This window comes from Streptomyces sp. NPDC102467 (assembly GCF_044765445.1).
GTDB lineage: Bacteria > Actinomycetota > Actinomycetes > Streptomycetales > Streptomycetaceae > Streptomyces.
Map to the genome: position 1 here is coordinate 174,701 of NZ_JBIWKA010000005.1, position 17,968 is coordinate 192,668.

Here is a 17,968-nt window from a genome sequence, read left to right on the forward strand (position 1 = left end):
CCCAGCCGCGCACCGCCCCGCGGTCCGCCTATCCGTGCCAGGACCGCCACAGGGCCGCGTACGCACCGTCGGCAGCGACCAGTTCGTCGTGGCTGCCGAGCTCCCGGATCCTCCCCTCCTCGATCACGGCGATGACATCCGCGTCGTGGGCGGTGTGCAGCCGGTGCGCGATGGCCACGACGGTGCGGCCGTCGAGGACGCGGGCCAGCGAGCGTTCCAGGTTCCTGGCCGCGCGCGGGTCGAGCAGCGACGTCGCCTCGTCCAGGACCAGGGTGTGCGGGTCGGCCAGGACCAGCCGGGCCAGCGCGATCTGCTGGGCCTGCGCCGGGGTGAGCGCCACGCCGCCCGAGCCGACCTCCGTATCGAGCCCGGTGGCCAGGGAGCGAGCCCACCCGTCGGCGTCGACCGCCCCGAGGGCCGCCCACAGCTCGGCATCCTCGGCGCCGGTCCGGGCCAGCCGCAGGTTGTCGCGCAGCGAGCCCACGAAGACGTGGTGCTCCTGGTTGACCAGCGCGACGTGGGCCCGCACCCGCTCCGCCTGCATCCGGGAGAGTTCCGCGCCGCCGAGTGTGACCTGCCCCAGCCGGGGCGCGTAGATCCCGGCAAGCAGTCGGCCGAGCGTCGACTTGCCCGCGCCGGACGGCCCGACCAGGGCGAGCCGGGTGCCAGGAGCGACGTCGAGGGTCACCTGACGCAGTACGTCGACGCCCTCGCGGTAGCCGAAATGCACCTCGTCGGCCTGGACGTCCCGGCCCTCGGGCCGCACGGAGGCGTCGCCCGCGTCCGGTTCGATGTCGCGCACGCCGACGAGGCGGGCCAGGGACACCTGGGCGACCTGGAGCTCGTCGTACCAGCGCAGGATCAGACCCAGCGGGTCCACCAGCATCTGCGCGATGAGCGCGCCCGTCGTCAGCTGGCCCACCCCGATCCAGCCCTGCAGGACGAAGACACCGCCGATCAGCAGCACGGACAGCAGGACCAGGACGTGAACGGCGTTGATCACCGGGAAGAAGACGGACCGCAGATAGAGCGTGTAGCGCTCCCAGGCGGTCCACTCCTTGACGCGCTGCTCGGACAGCTCCACGCGTCGGTCGCCGAGCCGGTGCGCCTCGACGGTGCGCCCGGCGTCCACGGTCTCCGCGAGCGCCGCAGCGACAGCCGCGTAGCCGGCGGCCTCCGAGCGGTACGCCGAGGGCGCCCGCTTGAAGTACCAGCGGCAGCCGATCACCAGGACGGGCACCGCGACGAGGATCGCCGGGGCCAGTGGTGGCGCGGTCACCGCGAGGCCGCCGATGAGCAGGGCCACCCACACGACGCCGATGGACAGCTGGGGCACGGCCTCCCGCATCGCGTTCGCGAGCCGGTCGATGTCCGTGGTGATCCGGGACAGCAGGTCGCCCGTGCCGGCCCGCTCCAGGACGCCGGGCGGCAGCCCGACCGACCGCACCAGGAAGTCCTCGCGCAGATCCGCCAGCATCCGCTCGCCGAGCATCGCCCCGCGCAGCCGCACCTGCCGGACGAAGACGGCCTGGATCACGAGAGCGAGCGCGAACAAGCCGATGGTGCGTTCCAAGTGGAGGCTCTGCAGGGCACCGGCACCGCCGGTCCCGTCCGCCACGTCCTGGATCACGCCGCCCAAGAGATAGGGGCCCGCCATCGAGGCGACCACGGCGGCCGTGTTCACACCGATCAGCAGGAGGAAGGCGCGCCGGTGACGCTGGTACAGCTCGCGCACATAGGCGCGGACCGTCGCCGGGGCGCCGACCGGAAGCGTGCTTGCCGTGGTGGGCGCCGCCGGGTCGTAGGCCGGGGGCGCTACGCCGATCATGCCGTCTCCTCGATGTCGATCTCGATGTCCACGTCGGACGCGATGCCGGATGCGGTGTCGGATGCGATGTCCGGCTCCGGGCCGCGCGGGGTGTTCTGCTCGGCCCCCGACCGGGCCGCGGCCGCTTCCGCGTCGGTCTCGCGCGTGACCACGGCGCGGTACCGGGGCTCGGAGCGCACCAGTTCGCGGTGTTCGCCGACCGCGGCCACCTGGCCGTCGTACACGAACACGACGCGGTCGGCCCGGTCGAGCAGCAGCGGTGACGAGCTGAGGACCACCGTCGTGCGGCCTCGCCGCAGAGCCCGGACGCCCTGGGCGATGCGGGCCTCCGTGTGCGAGTCGACGGCGGACGTCGGCTCGTCGAGGACCAGCGCCTCGGGGTCGGTGACCAGGGAGCGGGCCAGAGCAAGGCGTTGGCGCTGGCCGCCGGAGAGGGACCGGCCGCGTTCGGTGATGCGGGCGTCCAGCGGGTCGTCGTCCAGGGACGCCTGTGTGAGGGCGGCGAGGACGTCGGAGCACTGCGCCGCGGCCAGCGCCTCGTCGGGGCGGACGGTTCCGGCGGACGGTACGTCGAGCAGTTCGGCGAGCGTGCCCGACATCAGCACCGGGTCCTTGTCCTGGACGAGCACCGCCGTGCGCGCCACGTGCAGCGGCAGTTCGTCGAGCGGTACCCCGCCCAGCAGCACGGACGGCGTCTTCGTGTCCTCGCCGTCGGAGTCGTCGAAGGTCGCGTGGCCACCGAGCCGGTCGGCGAGACGGCCCGCCAGATCCGGGTCGCCGCACACCACGGCGGTGAGTCGGCCGGCCGGGGCGAGCAGACCGGTCGCGGGGTCGTACAGATCCCCGGACGGAGCGGCCGCGTCGCGCACTCCACCCGACGGCTCGACGACGCGCTGCAGGGCCAGGACCCTGGCCGCGCGCTGTGCCGAGGGACGGGAGAAGGAGTACGCCATGGCGATCTCCTCGAAGTGCCGCAGGGGGTAGTTGAGCATCATCACCGCGCTGTACACGGTCACCAGTTCTCCTACGGTGATCCGTCCTTCGCGCGCGAGATGGACGCCGTACCAGACGATCACGATCAGCAGCAGACCTGGGAGGAGGACCTGGACCGAAGAGATCAGCGACCACATACGGGCGCTGCGCACGGCGGCCTTGCGGACTTCCTGCGAGGCGTGGCGGTAGCGGTCGAGGAAGAGTTCCTCACCGCCGATGCCGCGCAACACGCGCAGTCCGGCGACGGTGTCCGAGGCGAGTTCGGTGGCCCGGCCCGCCTTCTCGCGCTGGTGGTCCGCGCGTCGGGTGGCGCGGGGCAGCAGCGGCAGCACCGCGAGGGCGAGCACCGGCATGCCGAGCGCGACGACGACACCGAGCGCCGGCTGGTAGACCAGCAAGCTGATGCAGACGAGGACGACGGTGACGGCGGCAGCGGCGAAGCGGGAGAGCGCCTCGACGAACCAGCCGATCTTCTCCACGTCGCCGGTGGACACGGCTACGACCTCGCCCGCGGCGACCCGCCGGGTCAGGGCGGCGCCGAGCGCGGCGGTCTTACGGGCCAGCAACTGCTGCACGCGGGCTGCGGCGGTGATCCAGTTCGTGACCGCCGTGCGGTGCAACATCGTGTCGCCGCACGCGATGGCGATACCGAGCAGCACGATCAGCCCGCCCGCAGCGGCGAGGCGGCCACCGGAGCCGTCGACGACCGCCTGCACGGCATAGCCGACGCCGTACGGCAGACCGGCGACCGAGGTGAAGTGGAGCAGACCCCAGGCGAGGGACTTGAGCTGGCCGTCGAGCTGGTTCCGGCCGAGCCAGAGCAGGAACCGGGGGCCGGAGCGCGCGTCGGGCACGCCCGGATCGGGATACGGAAGGTCGGAGATCTGCATGACGTCCCAGAGCTCGAAAGGAGATCCGGAGAACGATTGCTCCGGAGAAGAAGACGGTGGGCAAGGAAGTGGAGATGGAGCGAGAGGTGGAGTGGGAGGTGGAGGGCGAGGCGGCAGTAGAGGGGAGGGGAGTTGGAGGAGAGGGAGGAGGGAGTGAGGGTGGGGAATGCGGAACCGGACGGCGGGGCGGATCGGAGGATGCGGGAGCGCCTAACAAACCGTGAAAGGTTCGCGTCCCGCGGTGACCGGAGGCAAACGGTTTTCCGGTTACGGGCAAAGAATCGGCCCGGATCGACGGCAGCCCCGGGCCCGGCACGGGGGTTCGCGACTCGTGGTGCGACCATGGAGCGCATGCGTAGTGCGGGTGCGGTTCGAGCGGGTGTCGCCATGGCGGCGTGTGGAGTTCTTCTGACGACGTTGGCGGCGTGCGGAGCCGATGACGCCGGGGGCGGAAAAGGCTCCGGGGACGACGGGCGCAGCGACGAGGCCCGCGCCGTCGACCTCAAGCGCATCCCCGACATCGGCGACCGCTACCAGAAGCAGATCCCGGCGAACTCGCGGCAGGTCGTCGCGGTCTACGGCGACGGCAAGGACTCGGCGGACTCGACCATCGCCCTGTACACCAAGACCGGCGACACCTGGAAGAAGGAGCGCAGCTGGTCCGGGCACAACGGCAAGAAGGGCTGGACGACGGACCACCAGGAGAACGACAAGCGCAGCCCTGTGGGCGTGTTCACGCTGAGCGACGCCGGTGGCGTTCTCGCGGACCCGGGCGCGAAGCTGCCCTACACGCAGACCGCGTCGATCCAGGCCCCGCATTACTGGGCCAAGTCGCACTGGCACGACTTCGACTACGTGATCGCCATCGACTACAACCGTGCCAAGGGCACCCCGCCCAACGACCCGACCCGTCCGCAGGGACAGTCCAAGGGCGGCAGTATCTGGCTGCACATGGACCACGGCAGCGGGACGTCGGCCTGTGTGAGCCAGTCCAAGGCGGACATGGAGTACCTGCTCAAGACGGTCGACCCCAAGCAGCACCCGGTCGTCGTGATGGGCGACAAGGCCGACCTCGAGGCGTAAGCGCCGACCCCCGTCAATAGGTGTGGCGCAACGAAGGCCACAGGAGTGACCACGTGTGCGCCGGACCGGCGCACAGGACGATCGCCGCGCCTTGTTCCTCGTTGCTCACGTCCTGGCCGTTGTCGACGTGGGCGACCGTGCGGCAGCCGGTGAAATACCGCTCGATGCCGGAGGCGTCGGTCTGCCGGACGAGGAGGACGGGCCCGTCCGCGGGGTCGGGCGGCGGACCCCAGTCGGCGTAGCTCATGTGGCCCGAGTCCGGGGCGGGGATCCCCCGGGCGGGACCGTACCGCTCCAGGGCGCCCGCTTCGCCATAGTTGCCGGTGAGGATCACCGACCGCGCACGGTCACCCGTCGGGATCCGCGCCCACCCTCGGCGTGCCGCGTCGGCCAGTTCGGGCCGGCCGAGCTGCTCGCCCTGCTCCTTGTTGAGAGCCATCGGCACGGACAGGGCGGAGGGCGGCAGCACGGGCAGCGTGATCATGGCGTTGAGCGCGGCCGACACGAGCACGGCGCCCACGAACAGCGCCCGTCGTCCCGAACCGGCCCGCGCCCAGCGCAGCGTGGGCTCGCATCCCGCGGCGAGCAGTACCACGAGCAGCACGATGACGAGGAGCACCACCAGGTACTTGTTCTGTACGCCGACACCCGTGACCGCGCCGACCGCGAGCCACCAGCGCCCGTCCCCGGTCCGCAGCACTCGCAGCACGAGCCAGCTCACTGTCACCCACACCAGCAGATCGAACGTCGCCGTGGACACCATGTGCCCGACCGCGAGGACCTGCGCACCGAGCCCCGCGAGCACGGCCGCGAGGAGTTGGGCGCCACGTCGGCCGCCCAACTCCCGTGCCACCAGAACCACTACGACCACAGTCGCCGCCGCGGCGAGCGTCGCGGACACGCGCAACCCGACCAGGCTGTCCCTGAAGAAGGCAGTGGAGGCGCGGGCCGGCACAGGGGTGAGCGGCGGCTGATCGACGTAGCCCCAGTCGAGGCGGCGGCCCGCGGCGACGAAGTACAACTCGTCGCGGTGGTAGCCGTATCGGGGCGAGAGCAGGGTCAGTATTCCGGCGTACGCGGCGGCGACGACCAGCAGGGGCCGCCACGCCACCGGTGCGAGTCCCGCCCCGACCTGCTCCGCTCGCGCGGCATCCTCGCCCATGCCCCCCGCCTTCCCCCGGTGCGCCGGGAGCGTACCGGCGGCACGGGAAGGGTCGAGGCCCCGCGCGATGCCCGGGGTCTGCGCGGATCAGCCGCGGCGCCCGCCTTACGGAGCGGGCCTGGTCGCGCGCTCCAGCTCCACAAGGACGGAGTGGTAGGAGCGGCCCGTCGCGTGGTCCATGCCCACCTCGCACATCCGGTTCGCCGACAGATGCGCGTCGTAGGCGCGGGAGGTGACCTCCGCGGCCTCCTTGCGGGTCGCGGACTCGGTCAACTCCTTGTGCAGCATGCCGCGGTCGCCGGCGAAGGCACAGCACCCCGCGTCGTCCGGGATCACCACCTCGTCGGCGCAGGCCTCGGCGACCGCCTTCAACTGGGCCACGTCACCCAGGTGTTCCATGGAACATGTGGGGTGCAGCACCGCCGAGCCGATCGTGCGCTCGATCGTGAGACGCGGCAGGAGCTCCTCGGACGCCCAGACGAGGGAGTCGACGATGGCCAGCTGCGCGTGCAACTCCCGGTTGTCGTCGGTGAGATACGGCACCACCTCGTGCGCGATGCCGAGGGTGCAGGACGACGCGTCGACGACGAGCGGGAGACGGCCGCCCGCGGTCCAGCCCCAGGCAGCTTCGACGATCCGGTTCGCCATGATCGTGTTGGCCTCGTCGTAGCCCTTGGAGTGCCAGATCGTGGCACAGCACGTGCCCGCGACGTCCTCGGGGATCCATACCGGCTTGCCCGCGCGCGCGGAGACCGCGACGACGGCCTGGGGGAGTGACACGTCGCCGGGGGTGCCGAAGATGCGGTTCACACACGCCGGGTAGTACACGGCGGTGGCCCCCACGCGCGCGGTGCGGGGCAGCTTCCGCGCCGCCGCGGCCGGGATCTCCGGCAGCCACTCCGGCACCAGGTCGGGCCGGATCGCCTTCCGGGCCGTATGCGTCACGGAGGCGAGCAGCCGGTCGCCGATCTTGTCCGCGGCGGCCACGGCGAGCCGCGCGGACGCCTCGACGACTTTGAAGCGGGACGCGGTGAGCGCGGCCACCTTCTCCTCGCGCGGCGAGTGACGCGTATGCCGGAAGCCCTTCATGAAGGCACCCGTGTCGATGCCGACCGGACAGGCCAGTTTGCAGGTGGAGTCACCGGCGCAGGTGTCCACCGCGTCGTATCCGTACGCGTCGATCAGCGCGTCCTCGACCGGCGAACCGGACGGCTGGCGCATCATCTCGCGGCGGAGCACGATGCGTTGCCGCGGCGTCGTGGTCAAGTCCTCGCTGGGGCAGGTGGGTTCGCAGAATCCGCACTCGATGCACGGGTCGGCGATCAGCTCCACCTTGGGGATCGTCTTCAACCCGCGCAGATGCGCCTTCGGATCGCGGTCGAGGATGACCCGGGGCGCGAGAACGCCGTCGGGGTCGATGATCTGCTTCGTGCGCCACATCAACTCCGTGGCCCTGGGCCCCCATTCGAGCTCAAGAAACGGCGCGATGTTCCGGCCGGTGGCGTGCTCCGCCTTCAGGGAACCGTCGAACCGCTCCACCGTCAGGCGACAGAATTCGTCCATGAACGCCGCGTACCGGTCCACATCCGCGGGCAGGGCCGCGTCGAAGGCCAGGAGGAAGTGCAGGTTGCCGTGGGCGGCGTGGCCGGCCACGGCGGCATCGAATCCGTGCCGCGTCTGCAGATCGAGGAGCGCTTCGCAGGCCTCCGCGAGCCGCGACGGCGGTACCGCGAAGTCCTCGGTGATGAGCGTCGTGCCCGAAGGGCGCGAGCCGCCGACCGCCGTGACGAACGCCTTGCGGGCCTTCCAGTAGCCGCCGATCGTCTTCGCGTCGCGCGTGAAGGCATTGGTCACCGAGGCTACGGGCGCGACGAGTTCGAGTCCTTCGAGCGCCTTCGCGGCCGCCTCCTCGTAGGCGGCCCGCCGCTCCTCGTCGGGCGCCCGGAACTCCACGAGGAGCGCGGTGGTCTCCTTCGGCAGCTCGGCCCAGTCCTGCGGCACTCCTTGCACGCTGACCGACGCCCGCAGCGTGTTGCCGTCCATCAGCTCCACGGCCAGCGCCCCCGCCGCGTTGAAGACGGGCACCGCCGCGGCGGCCGCGGTCAGCGAGGGGAAGAAGAGCAGCGCGGTCGACACATGCCGGTCCAACGGCAGCGTGTCGAAGACGACTTCGGAGATGAACCCGAAGGTTCCCTCCGATCCGACCATCAGGCCGCGCAGGATCTCGACGGGTGTGCCGCCGTCGAGGAAGGCGTCGAGGCGGTACCCGTTCGTGTTCTTGATCTCGTACTTGGCGCGGATTCTGCGGGTCAGCTCCGCGTCCGCCTCGATCTCCCGCTTGATCGACAACAGGCCCTCGCACAGCGCCGGTTCGGCGTGCGTGAGCTCTTCGTCGGCTGCCGGGTCCGCGGTGTCCACGACCGTCCCGGACGGCAGGACGACGGTGAGCGAAGCCACCGTCCTGTACGAGTTCCGGGTCGTGCCGGCCGTCATCCCCGACGCGTTGTTCGCCACCACGCCGCCGATCGTGCAGGCGATGGCGCTCGCCGGGTCAGGGCCGAGCACCCGACCGTGCCGGGCCAGCGTCGCGTTGGCCCGCACGATGGTCGTGCCGGGGCCGATACGGGCCCGTTCGCCGTCGCCGATGACCTCGACACCCGACCAGAACCTGCGGACATCCACCAGGATGTCCTCACCTTGCGCCTGCCCGTTCAGCGACGTGCCCGCCGCGCGGAAGACGACCTCTCGGCCCTTGCCGTGCGCGTACGACAGCACGGCCGAGACGTCGTCGATGTCCTCGGCGACCACTACGACCTGGGGCACGAATCGGTAGGGGCTCGCGTCCGAGGCGTACCGCACCAGATCCGAGATCTTCGTGAGGACCTTGTCCGCGCCGAGCAGCCGCGTCAGCTCCGAGCGCAGCGGCTCGGGCGTACCGCCCGCCTGTCCGTCCGCGACCCGGTCGGGCGCCGGGCCCGACGGACGGGATCCCGGGCGCAGGGCTTCCGGCTTCGGCTCCAGCAGCGGCATGGTCTCTCGCTCTCCTCGTTCTTTCAGGTCGGCTCGATCTGACGGGTCGTTCCGACAAGTGATCGTTCCGTGGGTGGCCCGATCAGTGCTCGTGGTCGCGCGGGGACTCGGCTCTTATGTCACGCGGCGCCTCGAACAGCGCGTTCAGCAACACCGTCAGCTGGGCGCGCTGCTGTGTGTCCAGTGGGGCCAGGATCTCCTCTGCCGCCGCGCGGCGCGCGCTGCGCAGCTCCCGCAGGGCGGCCCGGCCCTTCTCGGTCAGCTCGATCCGGATGACCCGGCGGTTGGTGGGGTCGGGCACGCGGCGCACCAGATCCCCGGACTCCAGTCCGTCCACGACGCTGGTCACCGCACGCGGCACGACCTCCAGGCGCTGGGCAAGATCCGCCATCCGCGGCGGCGTCTCGTAATGCACCAGCGTGCGCAGCAGCCGGGACTGTGCGGGTGTGATCCCGACCGGCTCCAGCTGGCGCCTCTGGATACGGTGCATGCGGCGGGTGAGCCGCAACATCTGCTCGGCGAGGAAGCCGTCGGCGTCCGGGGTACTCATGCCGGGAACATTACCAGGACTTTGTGCATTGTGAGTATAGGTAACAATGAGCTATGCTCCTCAAAGTCGAGCCCGGCACCTGCGTGCCGAGCTCTCCCTGCGCCTAGGAGGCCCATGCCCCGCGACGACATCAGCTGGACGCCGCCGCCCGATGCCCGGGCATCGGACCAGCCGCGGCAGATCCGCCGCATCCTGTCCCTCTTCCACCCCTACCGAGCCCGGCTCGCCCTCGTCGGCCTGCTCGTCGGTGCCGCCTCGCTGGTCACGGTCGCCACTCCGTTCCTGCTCAAGGAGATCCTCGACGTCGCCATCCCGCAGGGCCGCACCGGGCTGCTCAGCCTGCTCGCCCTCGGAATGATCCTCAGTGCCGTCGTCACCAGCGTCTTCGGCGTGCTGCAGACCCTGATCTCGACGACCGTCGGTCAGCGCGTCATGCACGACCTGCGCACGGCCGTGTACGGGCGCCTGCAGAGCATGTCGCTCGCCTTCTTCACCAAGACCCGCACCGGCGAGGTCCAGTCCCGCATCGCCAACGACATCGGCGGCATGCAGGCGACCGTGACCTCCACCGCGACGTCCCTCGTCTCGAACCTGACGAGTGTCATCGCCACGGTCGTCGCCATGATCGCCCTCGACTGGCGCCTCACGATCGTCTCCCTGCTTCTGCTGCCGGTCTTCGTGTGGATAGCCCGCAGGGTCGGCCGCGAGCGCAAGAAGATCGCCACTCAGCGTCAGAAGCAGATGGCCGCGATGGCTGCGACCGTCACCGAATCGCTCTCCGTGAGCGGCATTCTGCTGGGCCGCACCATGGGCCGCGCCGACTCGCTCACGAAGTCCTTCTCCGACGAGTCGGATCAGCTGGTCGACCTCGAGGTCCGGTCGAACATGGCGGGGCGCTGGCGCATGGCCGTCATCAGCATCGTCATGGCCGCCATGCCCGCGGTCATCTACTGGGCGGCCGGCATCGCGTTCCAGCTCGGTGGTCAGAGCGTCTCCATCGGCACGCTCGTCGCGTTCGTCTCGCTCCAGCAGGGGCTGTTCCGGCCGACGGTGAGCCTGCTGCAGACCGGCGTCCAGATCCAGACCTCGCTCGCCCTGTTCCAGCGCATCTTCGAATATCTCGACCTGCCCGTCGACATCACCGAGCGCGAGGGCGCGGTCCACCTGGACACCGTCAAGGGCGAGGTCCGGTTCGAGGACGTCGAGTTCCGGTACGACGCCGACGACCGGCAGGGCCCGATCCTCGACGGCATCGACGTGACGGTCCCGGCCGGTGGCAGCCTCGCCGTCGTCGGACCCACCGGCTCCGGCAAGTCCACGCTCAGCTATCTCGTTCCGCGCCTGTACGACGTCACGGGTGGCCGGGTCACGGTCGACGGGGTCGACGTGCGCGACCTGGACTTCGACACTCTCGCGCGCGCCGTCGGGGTCGTCTCGCAGGAGACCTACCTCTTCCACGCCTCGGTCGCCGACAACCTCCGGTTCGCCAAGCCCGGTGCCACCGACGAGGAGCTGCACGCGGCGGCCAAGGCCGCCCAGATCCACGATCACATAGCCGGACTGCCCGACGGCTACGACACCGTGGTCGGCGAGCGCGGCCACCGCTTCTCCGGAGGCGAGAAGCAGCGCCTGGCCATCGCCCGGACCATCCTGCGCGACCCGCCGATCCTTATCCTCGACGAGGCGACCAGCGCCCTGGACACCCGTACCGAGCGCGCGGTGCAGGAAGCCATCGACGCCCTGTCGGCCGACCGCACCACGCTCACCATCGCGCACCGTCTCTCCACGATCCGGGGCGCCGATCAGATCGTGGTGCTGGACGGTGGCCGCATCGCCGAGCGCGGCACTCACGAGGAGCTGCTCGACAGCGAAGGACGGTACGCGGCGCTGATCCGGCGCGACGCCCAGCTGGAGCCGGCAGCGTGAGGGGCGGCGTGCGTGGGGCGTCATAAGCCGGGTGGCCGCGCCGCCGAACCGTGTGCTGGACCACCCGGGGCCGGGGCTCGCTCCGATATGAATATGTGCCGGGAATGACCTAATTCGCGGGTTATCGTGCCGGTATGCTGAACGAGACTCCGCGACGGAGCACGATCCGACTCACGCGCAGAGGGCGCGTCGCCCTGATCGCGACCGGGGCTGTCGCTGCGGCCACTGCCGTCGCGGTTCCGCTGGCCCTGTCCGGTGGCGACGAGGGGCGGCCGACCGCCCTGACCATCCCGGAGGGCTGGCGTTCGGGTCAGGTCTACGACGCCGTCGACAAGGCGCTCGAGCTCCCGGCCGGCACCACCAAGAAGGCCGTGCCCAGGGCGGGCCTCAAACTTCCGGGGGACGCGGGCGGCAACCCGGAGGGGTATCTCTTTCCGGCGACGTACCCCCTCGACGCCAAGTCGACCCCGCAGTCCGTGCTGTCGTACATGGTCAATACGGCCACCAAGAGGTTCAACGGCAGTCGGCCGACAGCGGGCGCCGACCGGAACGCGGTGAACCTCTACCAGACGATCACCATCGCGAGCATCATCGAGGCCGAGGCCGACAACAAGCACGACATGGGCAGGGTCGCCCGCGTCATCTACAACCGGCTCGACCACGGCATGCCGCTGCAGATGGACTCCACCATCAACTACGCGCTCGGCCGCTCCACCCTGGACACCAGCACCAGGGAGACCAAGGCCGACAACCCGTACAACACCTACGCGCGCATGGGCCTGCCGCCCTCGCCGATCGGAAACCCGGGTGACGAGGCATTGAAAGCCGCGATCAGCCCGACGCAGGGCGACTGGCTGTACTTCGTGACGGTCAAGCCGGGCGACACCCGCTTCACCGCCGACTACGACGAGCAGCAGAAGAACGTCGCGGAGTTCAACAAGAACCAGAGCAAGGCCAAGCAGGACGGCTGAGGGCCCCTGGGGCCCCGGAGGGGTCGCGGTTCGCCGCGCCCCGACCGGCGTTCGAAGACCGGCTCAGGCCGCGACCGGCGTGCCCTGGGCGAGCAGTCGCCGGATGTCCCGCACTGCTGCCCGCCCCGCACGGTTCGCGCCGATCGTGCTCGCCGACGGCCCGTACCCCACCAGATGCACCCGCGGATCCAGGGCCGCGCGGGTGCCCTCCAGCCGGATCCCGCCGCCGGGCTCCCGCAGTTTCAGCGGTGCCAGGTGGTCGATCGCCGCCCGGAACCCGGTGGCCCACAGGATGACGTCGGCCTCGACCTCGCGCCCGTCGTCCCAGGCCACACCCGTGGGCGTGACCCGGTCGAACATGGGGAGGCGATCGAGGACGCCGTTCGCCCGGGCCGCCCGGATCGCGTCGTTCACGGGCAGCCCCGTCACCGAGACGACGCTCAGCGGCGTCAGCCCCTTCCGCACCCGCTCCTCGACCATCGCCACCGCGGTCCGCCCGTGCTTCTCGTCGAAGGGGCCTTCGCGGAAGACCGGCGGGCGACGGGTGACCCAGGTCGTTCCGGCGGCGTACGGGGCGATCTCCATGAGGTGCTGCGTCCCGGACGCCCCGCCCCCCACCACGACGACCCGCTGCCCCGCGAACTCCTCGGGACCCGCGTACTGCGCGGTGTGCAACTGCCGCCCCCGGAACGTCTCCTGGCCGGGATACCGCGGCCAGAACGGCCGGTCCCACGTCCCCGTCGCGTTGATCAGCGCCCGCGTCGCCCAGGCCCCGTCCGAGGTCTCGACGAGCAGTCGCCCCCCGTCTCCCTCGCGGACCCGCCGCACCTCGACCGGGCGCCGCACGCGCAGGTCGAACGTCTTCTCGTACGACTCGAAGTACTCGCCGATGACCTCGGACGAGGGCCGCGCGGCGTCGGCGCCGGTCAGCTCCATGCCCGGCAGCGCGTGCATGCCGTGCACCTTGCCGTACGTGAGCGAGGGCCAGCGGAACTGCCAGGCGCCGCCGGGCCGGGGCGCGTGGTCGAGGACGACGAAGTCCCGCTCCGGCTCGAACCCCACCCGCCGCAGATGGTGGGCGGCGGACAGGCCTGCCTGCCCGGCGCCGATGACCACCACGTCGACCCGCCGCGCGTCCGCCGCGGGAGCGTCCTCTGCTGCCCCGACGGTCCGGGCGGCCCCGATCTCGTTCATGCTTCTACCAACTCGACCGGGGCCCGAGATCTTCCCGTCCGCCGCCGAGCGCTCAGCGCCCGCCCGCGACCAGCAGCGGAGCACCACCCTGGACCGGCGCACCCGCGGGCAGCAGCCCCCGCGCCCCGAGTTCGGGGATCACGCCCTCCCCGAACCAGTACGCCTCCTCCAGGTGCGGATAGCCGGAGAGCACGAAGTGCTCGATGCCGAGCGCGTGGTACTCCTCGATCCGGTCGGCGACCTCCGCGTGGCTGCCCACGAGGGCGGTACCGGCGCCGCCGCGCACCAGGCCGACACCGGCCCACAGGTTCGGTGAGATCTCCAGCCCTTCGCGCGTACCGCCGTGCAGCGCCAGCATCCGCCGCTGCCCCACCGACTCGCTGCGGCCCAGCGCGGCCTGCGCCGCGGCGACCGCCTCGGGGGAGAGGTCGTCGAGGAGCCGGTCCGCCGTCGCCCACGCGTCGCGCGCCGAGTCGCGCGAAATCGAGTGCAGCCGGATCCCGAACCGCACCGTGCGTCCCTCCTTCTCGGCGAGCGCGCGGATCCAGTCGATCTTCTCCTTGACCTGCTCGGGCGGCTCGCCCCAGGTCAGATACACATCGGTGTGGCGCGCCGCGACCGGCCCGGCGGCGGCCGACGAACCACCGAAGAAGATCTGCGGCAGCGGGTCGGGCGACAGCGCCGTGAACCCGCCGTCGACCTGATAGTGCGCGCCGTCGAAGTCGTACGGCTTCCCGCCCCACACCCCGCGGACGACGGAGAGGAACTCGTCGGTACGGGCGTAGCGGCGGTCGTGGTCGAGATGGTCGCCGTAGCGCCGCTGCTCGACCGAGTCCCCGCCGGTGACGACGTTGAGCAACAGCCGTCCCTGCGTGAGGCGTTGATACGTCGACGCCATCTGAGCGGCAAGCACCGGGGAGATCACACCGGGCCGGAACGCCACGAGGAATTTGAGCCGCTGGGTGTGCTGGGCGAGCGCGACGGTCGTCAGCCACGCGTCCTCGCACCACGTACCGGTCGGCGTCAGAACGGCCTCGAACCCCAACTGCTCTGCTGCCTTTGCTATTTGGACGAGATAGTCGAGGCCGGGCGCGCGCACCCCGGCGATCGCCTGTCCGGGCTTGCGCTCCAATGCGCCTTGGCTGAAGGCGTGCCGGTCCACGAGGGTGCGGCCGTCGCCGCCGGTCGGCAGGAACCAGTGCAGGTGAACGGTCATGGTGTCAGGACTCCTTGCCGTAGGTGCGGGGGGCAGCGGTGGAGGCGGGCAGTTTCCCGTTGAAACGCGGGTCGACGAAGGACGCGAATTCGACCTTGCCCGGGATGAGCGCCAACCGTGTGAAGGTGTCGGCGATCTGCTGTTCCGAGGCGATCACGCCCTTGTCGACGGCGACGGTGACGCGGGTGCCGTTCGTGCGCTTCACCGCGTCGAGCGCGACGTCGTAGGGGAGCCCGGTGTCCTTCGCCCAGACTTTGGCCCACTCCTCGGGGTGCTTGTAGACCCAGTCCTGGGCGCGTCGCAGCCGGTCGAGATAGTCCTTGATCGCGGCGGACTTCTTCTTGTCGGCGAGGGCGGTGGGCGAGGCGACCTGGAACGCGAGTCCGTTGGTGAGCCCGTCGCCGTCGGTCAGTACCCGCCCTTGCTTGCCGCGGAGAACCTGAGAGGTGTACGGGTCCCAGACGGCCCACGCGTCGACTTTGCCGCTGGTGAACGCGGCCAGCGCGTCGGCCGGTTGGAGGAGCTTGACCTTGACGTCCTTCAGACCGAGCCCCACTTTCCTCAGTGAGGCGACGAGTTGGTAGTGCGCCGACGAGCCCTGGGCCACGGCGACCGACTTGCCCTTCAGGTCGGCCGGGCTCTTCAGTGAGGAGTCGTCGGGGACGAGGATCGTGTCGCCCTTAGCGGTGCCGTGGCTGGCCGCCACGACCTTGATCTTCGAGTGGGCGCCGGCCGCGAAGACGGGCGGGGTGTTGCCGACGCCGCCGATGTCCACGGCCTTGGCGTTGACGGCTTCGAGGAGTGGCGGGCCCGAGGTGAAGGTGGACCAGCGGATCTTGTAGTGCAGGTCGTCGAGTTCGCCGGCGGCCCGCAGCACTGCTTCCGAACCACCCTTCTGGTCACCGACGTTGAGGGTCAGCGAACCCTTCCCGTCCGTGCCGCCACCGGATCCTGCCGTAGACGTACTGGCGGAAGTGGCGCCGGAGCAGGCGGTCAGGAGCAGGGCGAGGGGCGCCAAGAGGGCGGGGAGGGCGGGAAGGGTGGGGGCGAGCGGGCGTCGCATGGTAAGTCCGTTCGGGGGTGGGGCGGTTGAGAACCGCATGGCCGGGCGAGGGGTGGACGTGTTCAGACAGCGGGCTGCTTCTCGACGGGGGAGCGCGGATCCGCGGGGGCGGATGCGCCGGCCGCTCCGGCCGCTGCGGCCGGGTCGTCCTGGTCGACACCGAGGCGCCGTAGCAGCTCGGCACGGAGTTCGGCGAAGCGCGGGTCGGTGATGTCGCGCGGACGCTCCAGACCGACCCGGGTCTCGTACGCGATGACCCCGCCGTCCATGACGAGCACCCGGTCGGCCAGCAGCACGGCTTCCTCGACGTCGTGCGTGACAAGGAGGACCGCGCAGCCGCGCCGCTGCCACAACGCGTCGACCAGACGCTGGGCCTTGATCCGGGTCAGCGCGTCGAGAGCGCCGAACGGCTCGTCCAGCAGGAGCAGATCGGGCTCGCGCACCAGGGCGCGAGCGAGGGAGGCGCGCTGGGCCTCGCCCCCGGACAGCGTCTTTGGCCAGGCGTTCGTCCGGTGCTCCAGGCCGACCTCGTCCAACGCCCTTTCTGCCAGGGCCCGTTCAGGCCTCCCGGGCAGCCCGAGCAACACGTTGCGCCAGACCCGCTTCCACGGCATGAGCCGCGGGGCCTGGAACGCGACCGCTTTGCGGCGCGGTACGAGTACGGTGCCCTCGATGTCGCGGTCGAGTCCGGCGAGGATGCGCAGAAGGGTGGACTTTCCGCAGCCGCTGCGCCCGAGCAGTGCGACGAATTCGCCCGGCCGCACGTCGAGTTGGAGGTCATCGATGACGGCACGCCCGTCGAACGAGCGGGTCAGCCCCGCAACGTGCACGGCGAGCCCGTCGGCCGCGGAGGTTGTGGAGGTCGGAGAGGTTGATGAGGACGTAGAGGATGTAGAGGCCGTAGGAGCCGTGGAGGTCACCGGCCGGTGAACGTCGGTCGCCATTGCAGCAGCAGCCTTTCGAGAGAACGGACGACGAAGTCGGCGAGCAGGCCGAGGAACGCGTAGACGATCAGGCACACGACGATGACGTCGGTGCGCAGGAAGTCCCGCGCCTGCACCATCAGGAAACCGATACCGGCGTCCGCGTTGATCTGCTCGGCGAAGACCAGCGCCAGCCAGGCGATCCCGAGCGAGTACCGCAGCCCGGTCATCGCGCCGGGCAGCGCCCCCGGCAGTACGACGTGGCGTACGAGACCCCACCGGCTGAGCCCCAACGACTCGCCCGCTTCCACGAGTTGGGAGTCGACGCCGCGAATGCCCGCGTACACGTTCAGATACAGCGGGAAGGAGACACCGAGGGTGATGACGGCGACCTTCGGCGCCTCGCCGATCCCGAACCAGATGATGAACAGGGGGATGAGCCCGACGAACGGCACGGTGCGCAGCATCTGCACGCTGGCGTCGACCAGGTCCTCGCCGACCCGGAACAGTCCGGACGCGAGCGCGAGGCCGACCCCGACGACGACGCCGAACAGCAGGCCCACGGCGACGCGTTGCAGGGAGACGCCCATCGCGCTGGTCAGGGAGCCGTCGGCGACGAGATCGCGGCCGACCCGGGCGATGGTGCCCGGCGAGGCCAGTACCTCCGGCGTCAACGCACCGGTGGAGCTGAGGAGTTGCCAGGCGAACAGCAACAGGAGCGGACCGGAGGTGCGCCGCAGCCACCGCGGAACGCGGGTGCGGCGGGTGGAAGAGGGGACGAGTGGCACAAGCTCCGGCGTACGGGTCGGAGTGTCCGACGTGACGGATATGTCCGGCGAAGGGGCCTCGGGCGGGGCATGGCTGATGCTCATGGCACTCCACGGCAGGGGAGGGTGCGCCCCGGCGTCAGCGGGCGTGCGTCAACGGCACGCCGGCGTAGAGGCAAGCCGGGGCGGCAAGGAGGGAAAAGGTGGTTCGAGAGGGCGTCAGTGACCGCGGCGACACGCGGCGGAGGCCACCCGCAGCAGGTCGACGTGACCGCGCGTGGTGAGCAGAACTGAACGCAACATGCGGCGAAACGTAGCCAGCTTGTCGACACACGGTCAATACCGTCTCACCGTGTGGACCGGGGGTTCCAT

The 17,968-nt window shown here is 70.8% G+C and carries 14 protein-coding genes; 3 read left to right on the forward strand and 11 right to left on the reverse strand.

Annotated features, from left to right (window positions below; genetic code table 11):
• Positions 1 to 28 precede the first annotated feature (28 nt).
• Positions 29 to 1,828: an ABC transporter ATP-binding protein gene (locus ACIREE_RS11880; RefSeq protein WP_404149887.1), complete on the reverse strand. Its 1,800-nt coding sequence runs from the start codon at positions 1,826 to 1,828 to the stop codon at positions 29 to 31.
• Positions 1,825 to 3,711 carry an ABC transporter transmembrane domain-containing protein gene (locus tag ACIREE_RS11885; protein WP_404149890.1) on the reverse strand — a complete coding sequence of 629 codons (1,887 nt, stop codon included), beginning with the start codon at positions 3,709 to 3,711 and terminating at the stop codon, positions 1,825 to 1,827. Before ACIREE_RS11885 ends, ACIREE_RS11880 begins: the two co-directional genes overlap by 4 nt.
• Positions 3,712 to 4,062: 351 nt before the next feature.
• On the opposite strand from ACIREE_RS11885, the gene ACIREE_RS11890 reads away from it, so the two are divergent.
• Entirely contained in the window at positions 4,063 to 4,794 is a 732-nt protein-coding gene (locus ACIREE_RS11890; protein ID WP_404149893.1) for a L,D-transpeptidase family protein, read from the forward strand.
• 13 nt (positions 4,795 to 4,807) lie between these two features.
• Here ACIREE_RS11890 and ACIREE_RS11895 read toward each other — a convergent pair whose 3' ends face one another.
• The 3 genes from ACIREE_RS11895 to ACIREE_RS11905 all read right to left on the reverse strand — a co-directional run bounded on the left by ACIREE_RS11895 (position 4,808) and on the right by ACIREE_RS11905 (position 9,536).
• The gene (locus tag ACIREE_RS11895) at positions 4,808 to 5,956 is read right to left on the reverse strand and encodes an ArnT family glycosyltransferase (protein WP_404149896.1); all 1,149 of its coding nucleotides are present in this window, start codon (positions 5,954 to 5,956) and stop codon (positions 4,808 to 4,810) included.
• A gap of 105 nt (positions 5,957 to 6,061) precedes the next feature.
• On the reverse strand, positions 6,062 to 8,986 hold the full coding sequence (locus ACIREE_RS11900; RefSeq protein WP_404149898.1) for an FAD-binding and (Fe-S)-binding domain-containing protein: 2,925 nt from the start codon (positions 8,984 to 8,986) through the stop codon (positions 6,062 to 6,064).
• Positions 8,987 to 9,068: 82 nt separating this feature from the next.
• On the reverse strand, positions 9,069 to 9,536 hold the full coding sequence (locus ACIREE_RS11905; protein ID WP_404149901.1) for a MarR family winged helix-turn-helix transcriptional regulator: 468 nt from the start codon (positions 9,534 to 9,536) through the stop codon (positions 9,069 to 9,071).
• 114 nt (positions 9,537 to 9,650) lie between these two features.
• Here ACIREE_RS11905 and ACIREE_RS11910 point away from each other — a divergent pair, with 114 nt between their 5' ends.
• Both ACIREE_RS11910 and mltG read left to right on the forward strand, forming a co-directional pair.
• Positions 9,651 to 11,462, forward strand: a complete 1,812-nt coding sequence (locus tag ACIREE_RS11910; RefSeq protein ID WP_404149904.1) for an ABC transporter ATP-binding protein — start codon at positions 9,651 to 9,653, stop codon at positions 11,460 to 11,462.
• A gap of 134 nt (positions 11,463 to 11,596) precedes the next feature.
• Positions 11,597 to 12,433, forward strand: a complete 837-nt coding sequence (gene mltG / locus ACIREE_RS11915; protein ID WP_404149907.1) for an endolytic transglycosylase MltG — start codon at positions 11,597 to 11,599, stop codon at positions 12,431 to 12,433.
• Positions 12,434 to 12,496: 63 nt separating this feature from the next.
• On the opposite strand, the gene ACIREE_RS11920 is transcribed toward mltG, so the two are convergent.
• The 6 genes from ACIREE_RS11920 to ACIREE_RS11945 form a co-directional block, all read right to left on the reverse strand.
• A complete protein-coding gene (locus ACIREE_RS11920; protein ID WP_404149910.1) occupies positions 12,497 to 13,627 on the reverse strand; it encodes an NAD(P)-binding domain-containing protein in 1,131 nt (376 codons plus the stop codon).
• Between the two features lie 52 nt (positions 13,628 to 13,679).
• Entirely contained in the window at positions 13,680 to 14,843 is a 1,164-nt protein-coding gene (locus tag ACIREE_RS11925; protein WP_404149912.1) for an LLM class flavin-dependent oxidoreductase, read from the reverse strand.
• 4 nt (positions 14,844 to 14,847) lie between these two features.
• Positions 14,848 to 15,906, reverse strand: a complete 1,059-nt coding sequence (locus tag ACIREE_RS11930; protein WP_404149914.1) for an ABC transporter substrate-binding protein — start codon at positions 15,904 to 15,906, stop codon at positions 14,848 to 14,850.
• 62 nt (positions 15,907 to 15,968) lie between these two features.
• On the reverse strand, positions 15,969 to 16,850 hold the full coding sequence (locus ACIREE_RS11935; RefSeq protein ID WP_404149917.1) for an ABC transporter ATP-binding protein: 882 nt from the start codon (positions 16,848 to 16,850) through the stop codon (positions 15,969 to 15,971).
• Positions 16,823 to 17,701 carry an ABC transporter permease gene (locus ACIREE_RS11940; RefSeq protein WP_404149920.1) on the reverse strand — a complete coding sequence of 293 codons (879 nt, stop codon included), beginning with the start codon at positions 17,699 to 17,701 and terminating at the stop codon, positions 16,823 to 16,825. Before ACIREE_RS11940 ends, ACIREE_RS11935 begins: the two co-directional genes overlap by 28 nt.
• Before the next feature lie 114 nt (positions 17,702 to 17,815).
• A complete protein-coding gene (locus ACIREE_RS11945) occupies positions 17,816 to 17,899 on the reverse strand; it encodes a putative leader peptide (RefSeq protein ID WP_404150478.1) in 84 nt (27 codons plus the stop codon).
• Positions 17,900 to 17,968 lie beyond the last annotated feature (69 nt).

Excerpts from the sequence above, each read along its gene's own strand:
- ACIREE_RS11925 (WP_404149912.1), bottom strand. The coding sequence starts at position 14,843 with ATGACCGTTCACCTGCACTGGTTCCTGCCGACCGGCGGCGACGGCCGC.
- ACIREE_RS11930 (WP_404149914.1), bottom strand. The coding sequence starts at position 15,906 with ATGCGACGCCCGCTCGCCCCCACCCTTCCCGCCCTCCCCGCCCTCTTG.
- ACIREE_RS11880 (WP_404149887.1), bottom strand. The coding sequence starts at position 1,828 with ATGATCGGCGTAGCGCCCCCGGCCTACGACCCGGCGGCGCCCACCACG.
- ACIREE_RS11910 (WP_404149904.1), top strand. The coding sequence starts at position 9,651 with ATGCCCCGCGACGACATCAGCTGGACGCCGCCGCCCGATGCCCGGGCA.
- ACIREE_RS11885 (WP_404149890.1), bottom strand. The coding sequence starts at position 3,711 with ATGCAGATCTCCGACCTTCCGTATCCCGATCCGGGCGTGCCCGACGCG.
- ACIREE_RS11895 (WP_404149896.1), bottom strand. The coding sequence starts at position 5,956 with ATGGGCGAGGATGCCGCGCGAGCGGAGCAGGTCGGGGCGGGACTCGCA.
- ACIREE_RS11945 (WP_404150478.1), bottom strand. The coding sequence starts at position 17,899 with ATGTTGCGTTCAGTTCTGCTCACCACGCGCGGTCACGTCGACCTGCTG.
- mltG (WP_404149907.1), top strand. The coding sequence starts at position 11,597 with ATGCTGAACGAGACTCCGCGACGGAGCACGATCCGACTCACGCGCAGA.
- ACIREE_RS11940 (WP_404149920.1), bottom strand. The coding sequence starts at position 17,701 with ATGAGCATCAGCCATGCCCCGCCCGAGGCCCCTTCGCCGGACATATCC.
- ACIREE_RS11905 (WP_404149901.1), bottom strand. The coding sequence starts at position 9,536 with ATGAGTACCCCGGACGCCGACGGCTTCCTCGCCGAGCAGATGTTGCGG.
- ACIREE_RS11935 (WP_404149917.1), bottom strand. The coding sequence starts at position 16,850 with ATGGCGACCGACGTTCACCGGCCGGTGACCTCCACGGCTCCTACGGCC.
- ACIREE_RS11920 (WP_404149910.1), bottom strand. The coding sequence starts at position 13,627 with ATGAACGAGATCGGGGCCGCCCGGACCGTCGGGGCAGCAGAGGACGCT.
- ACIREE_RS11900 (WP_404149898.1), bottom strand. The coding sequence starts at position 8,986 with ATGCCGCTGCTGGAGCCGAAGCCGGAAGCCCTGCGCCCGGGATCCCGT.
- ACIREE_RS11890 (WP_404149893.1), top strand. The coding sequence starts at position 4,063 with ATGCGTAGTGCGGGTGCGGTTCGAGCGGGTGTCGCCATGGCGGCGTGT.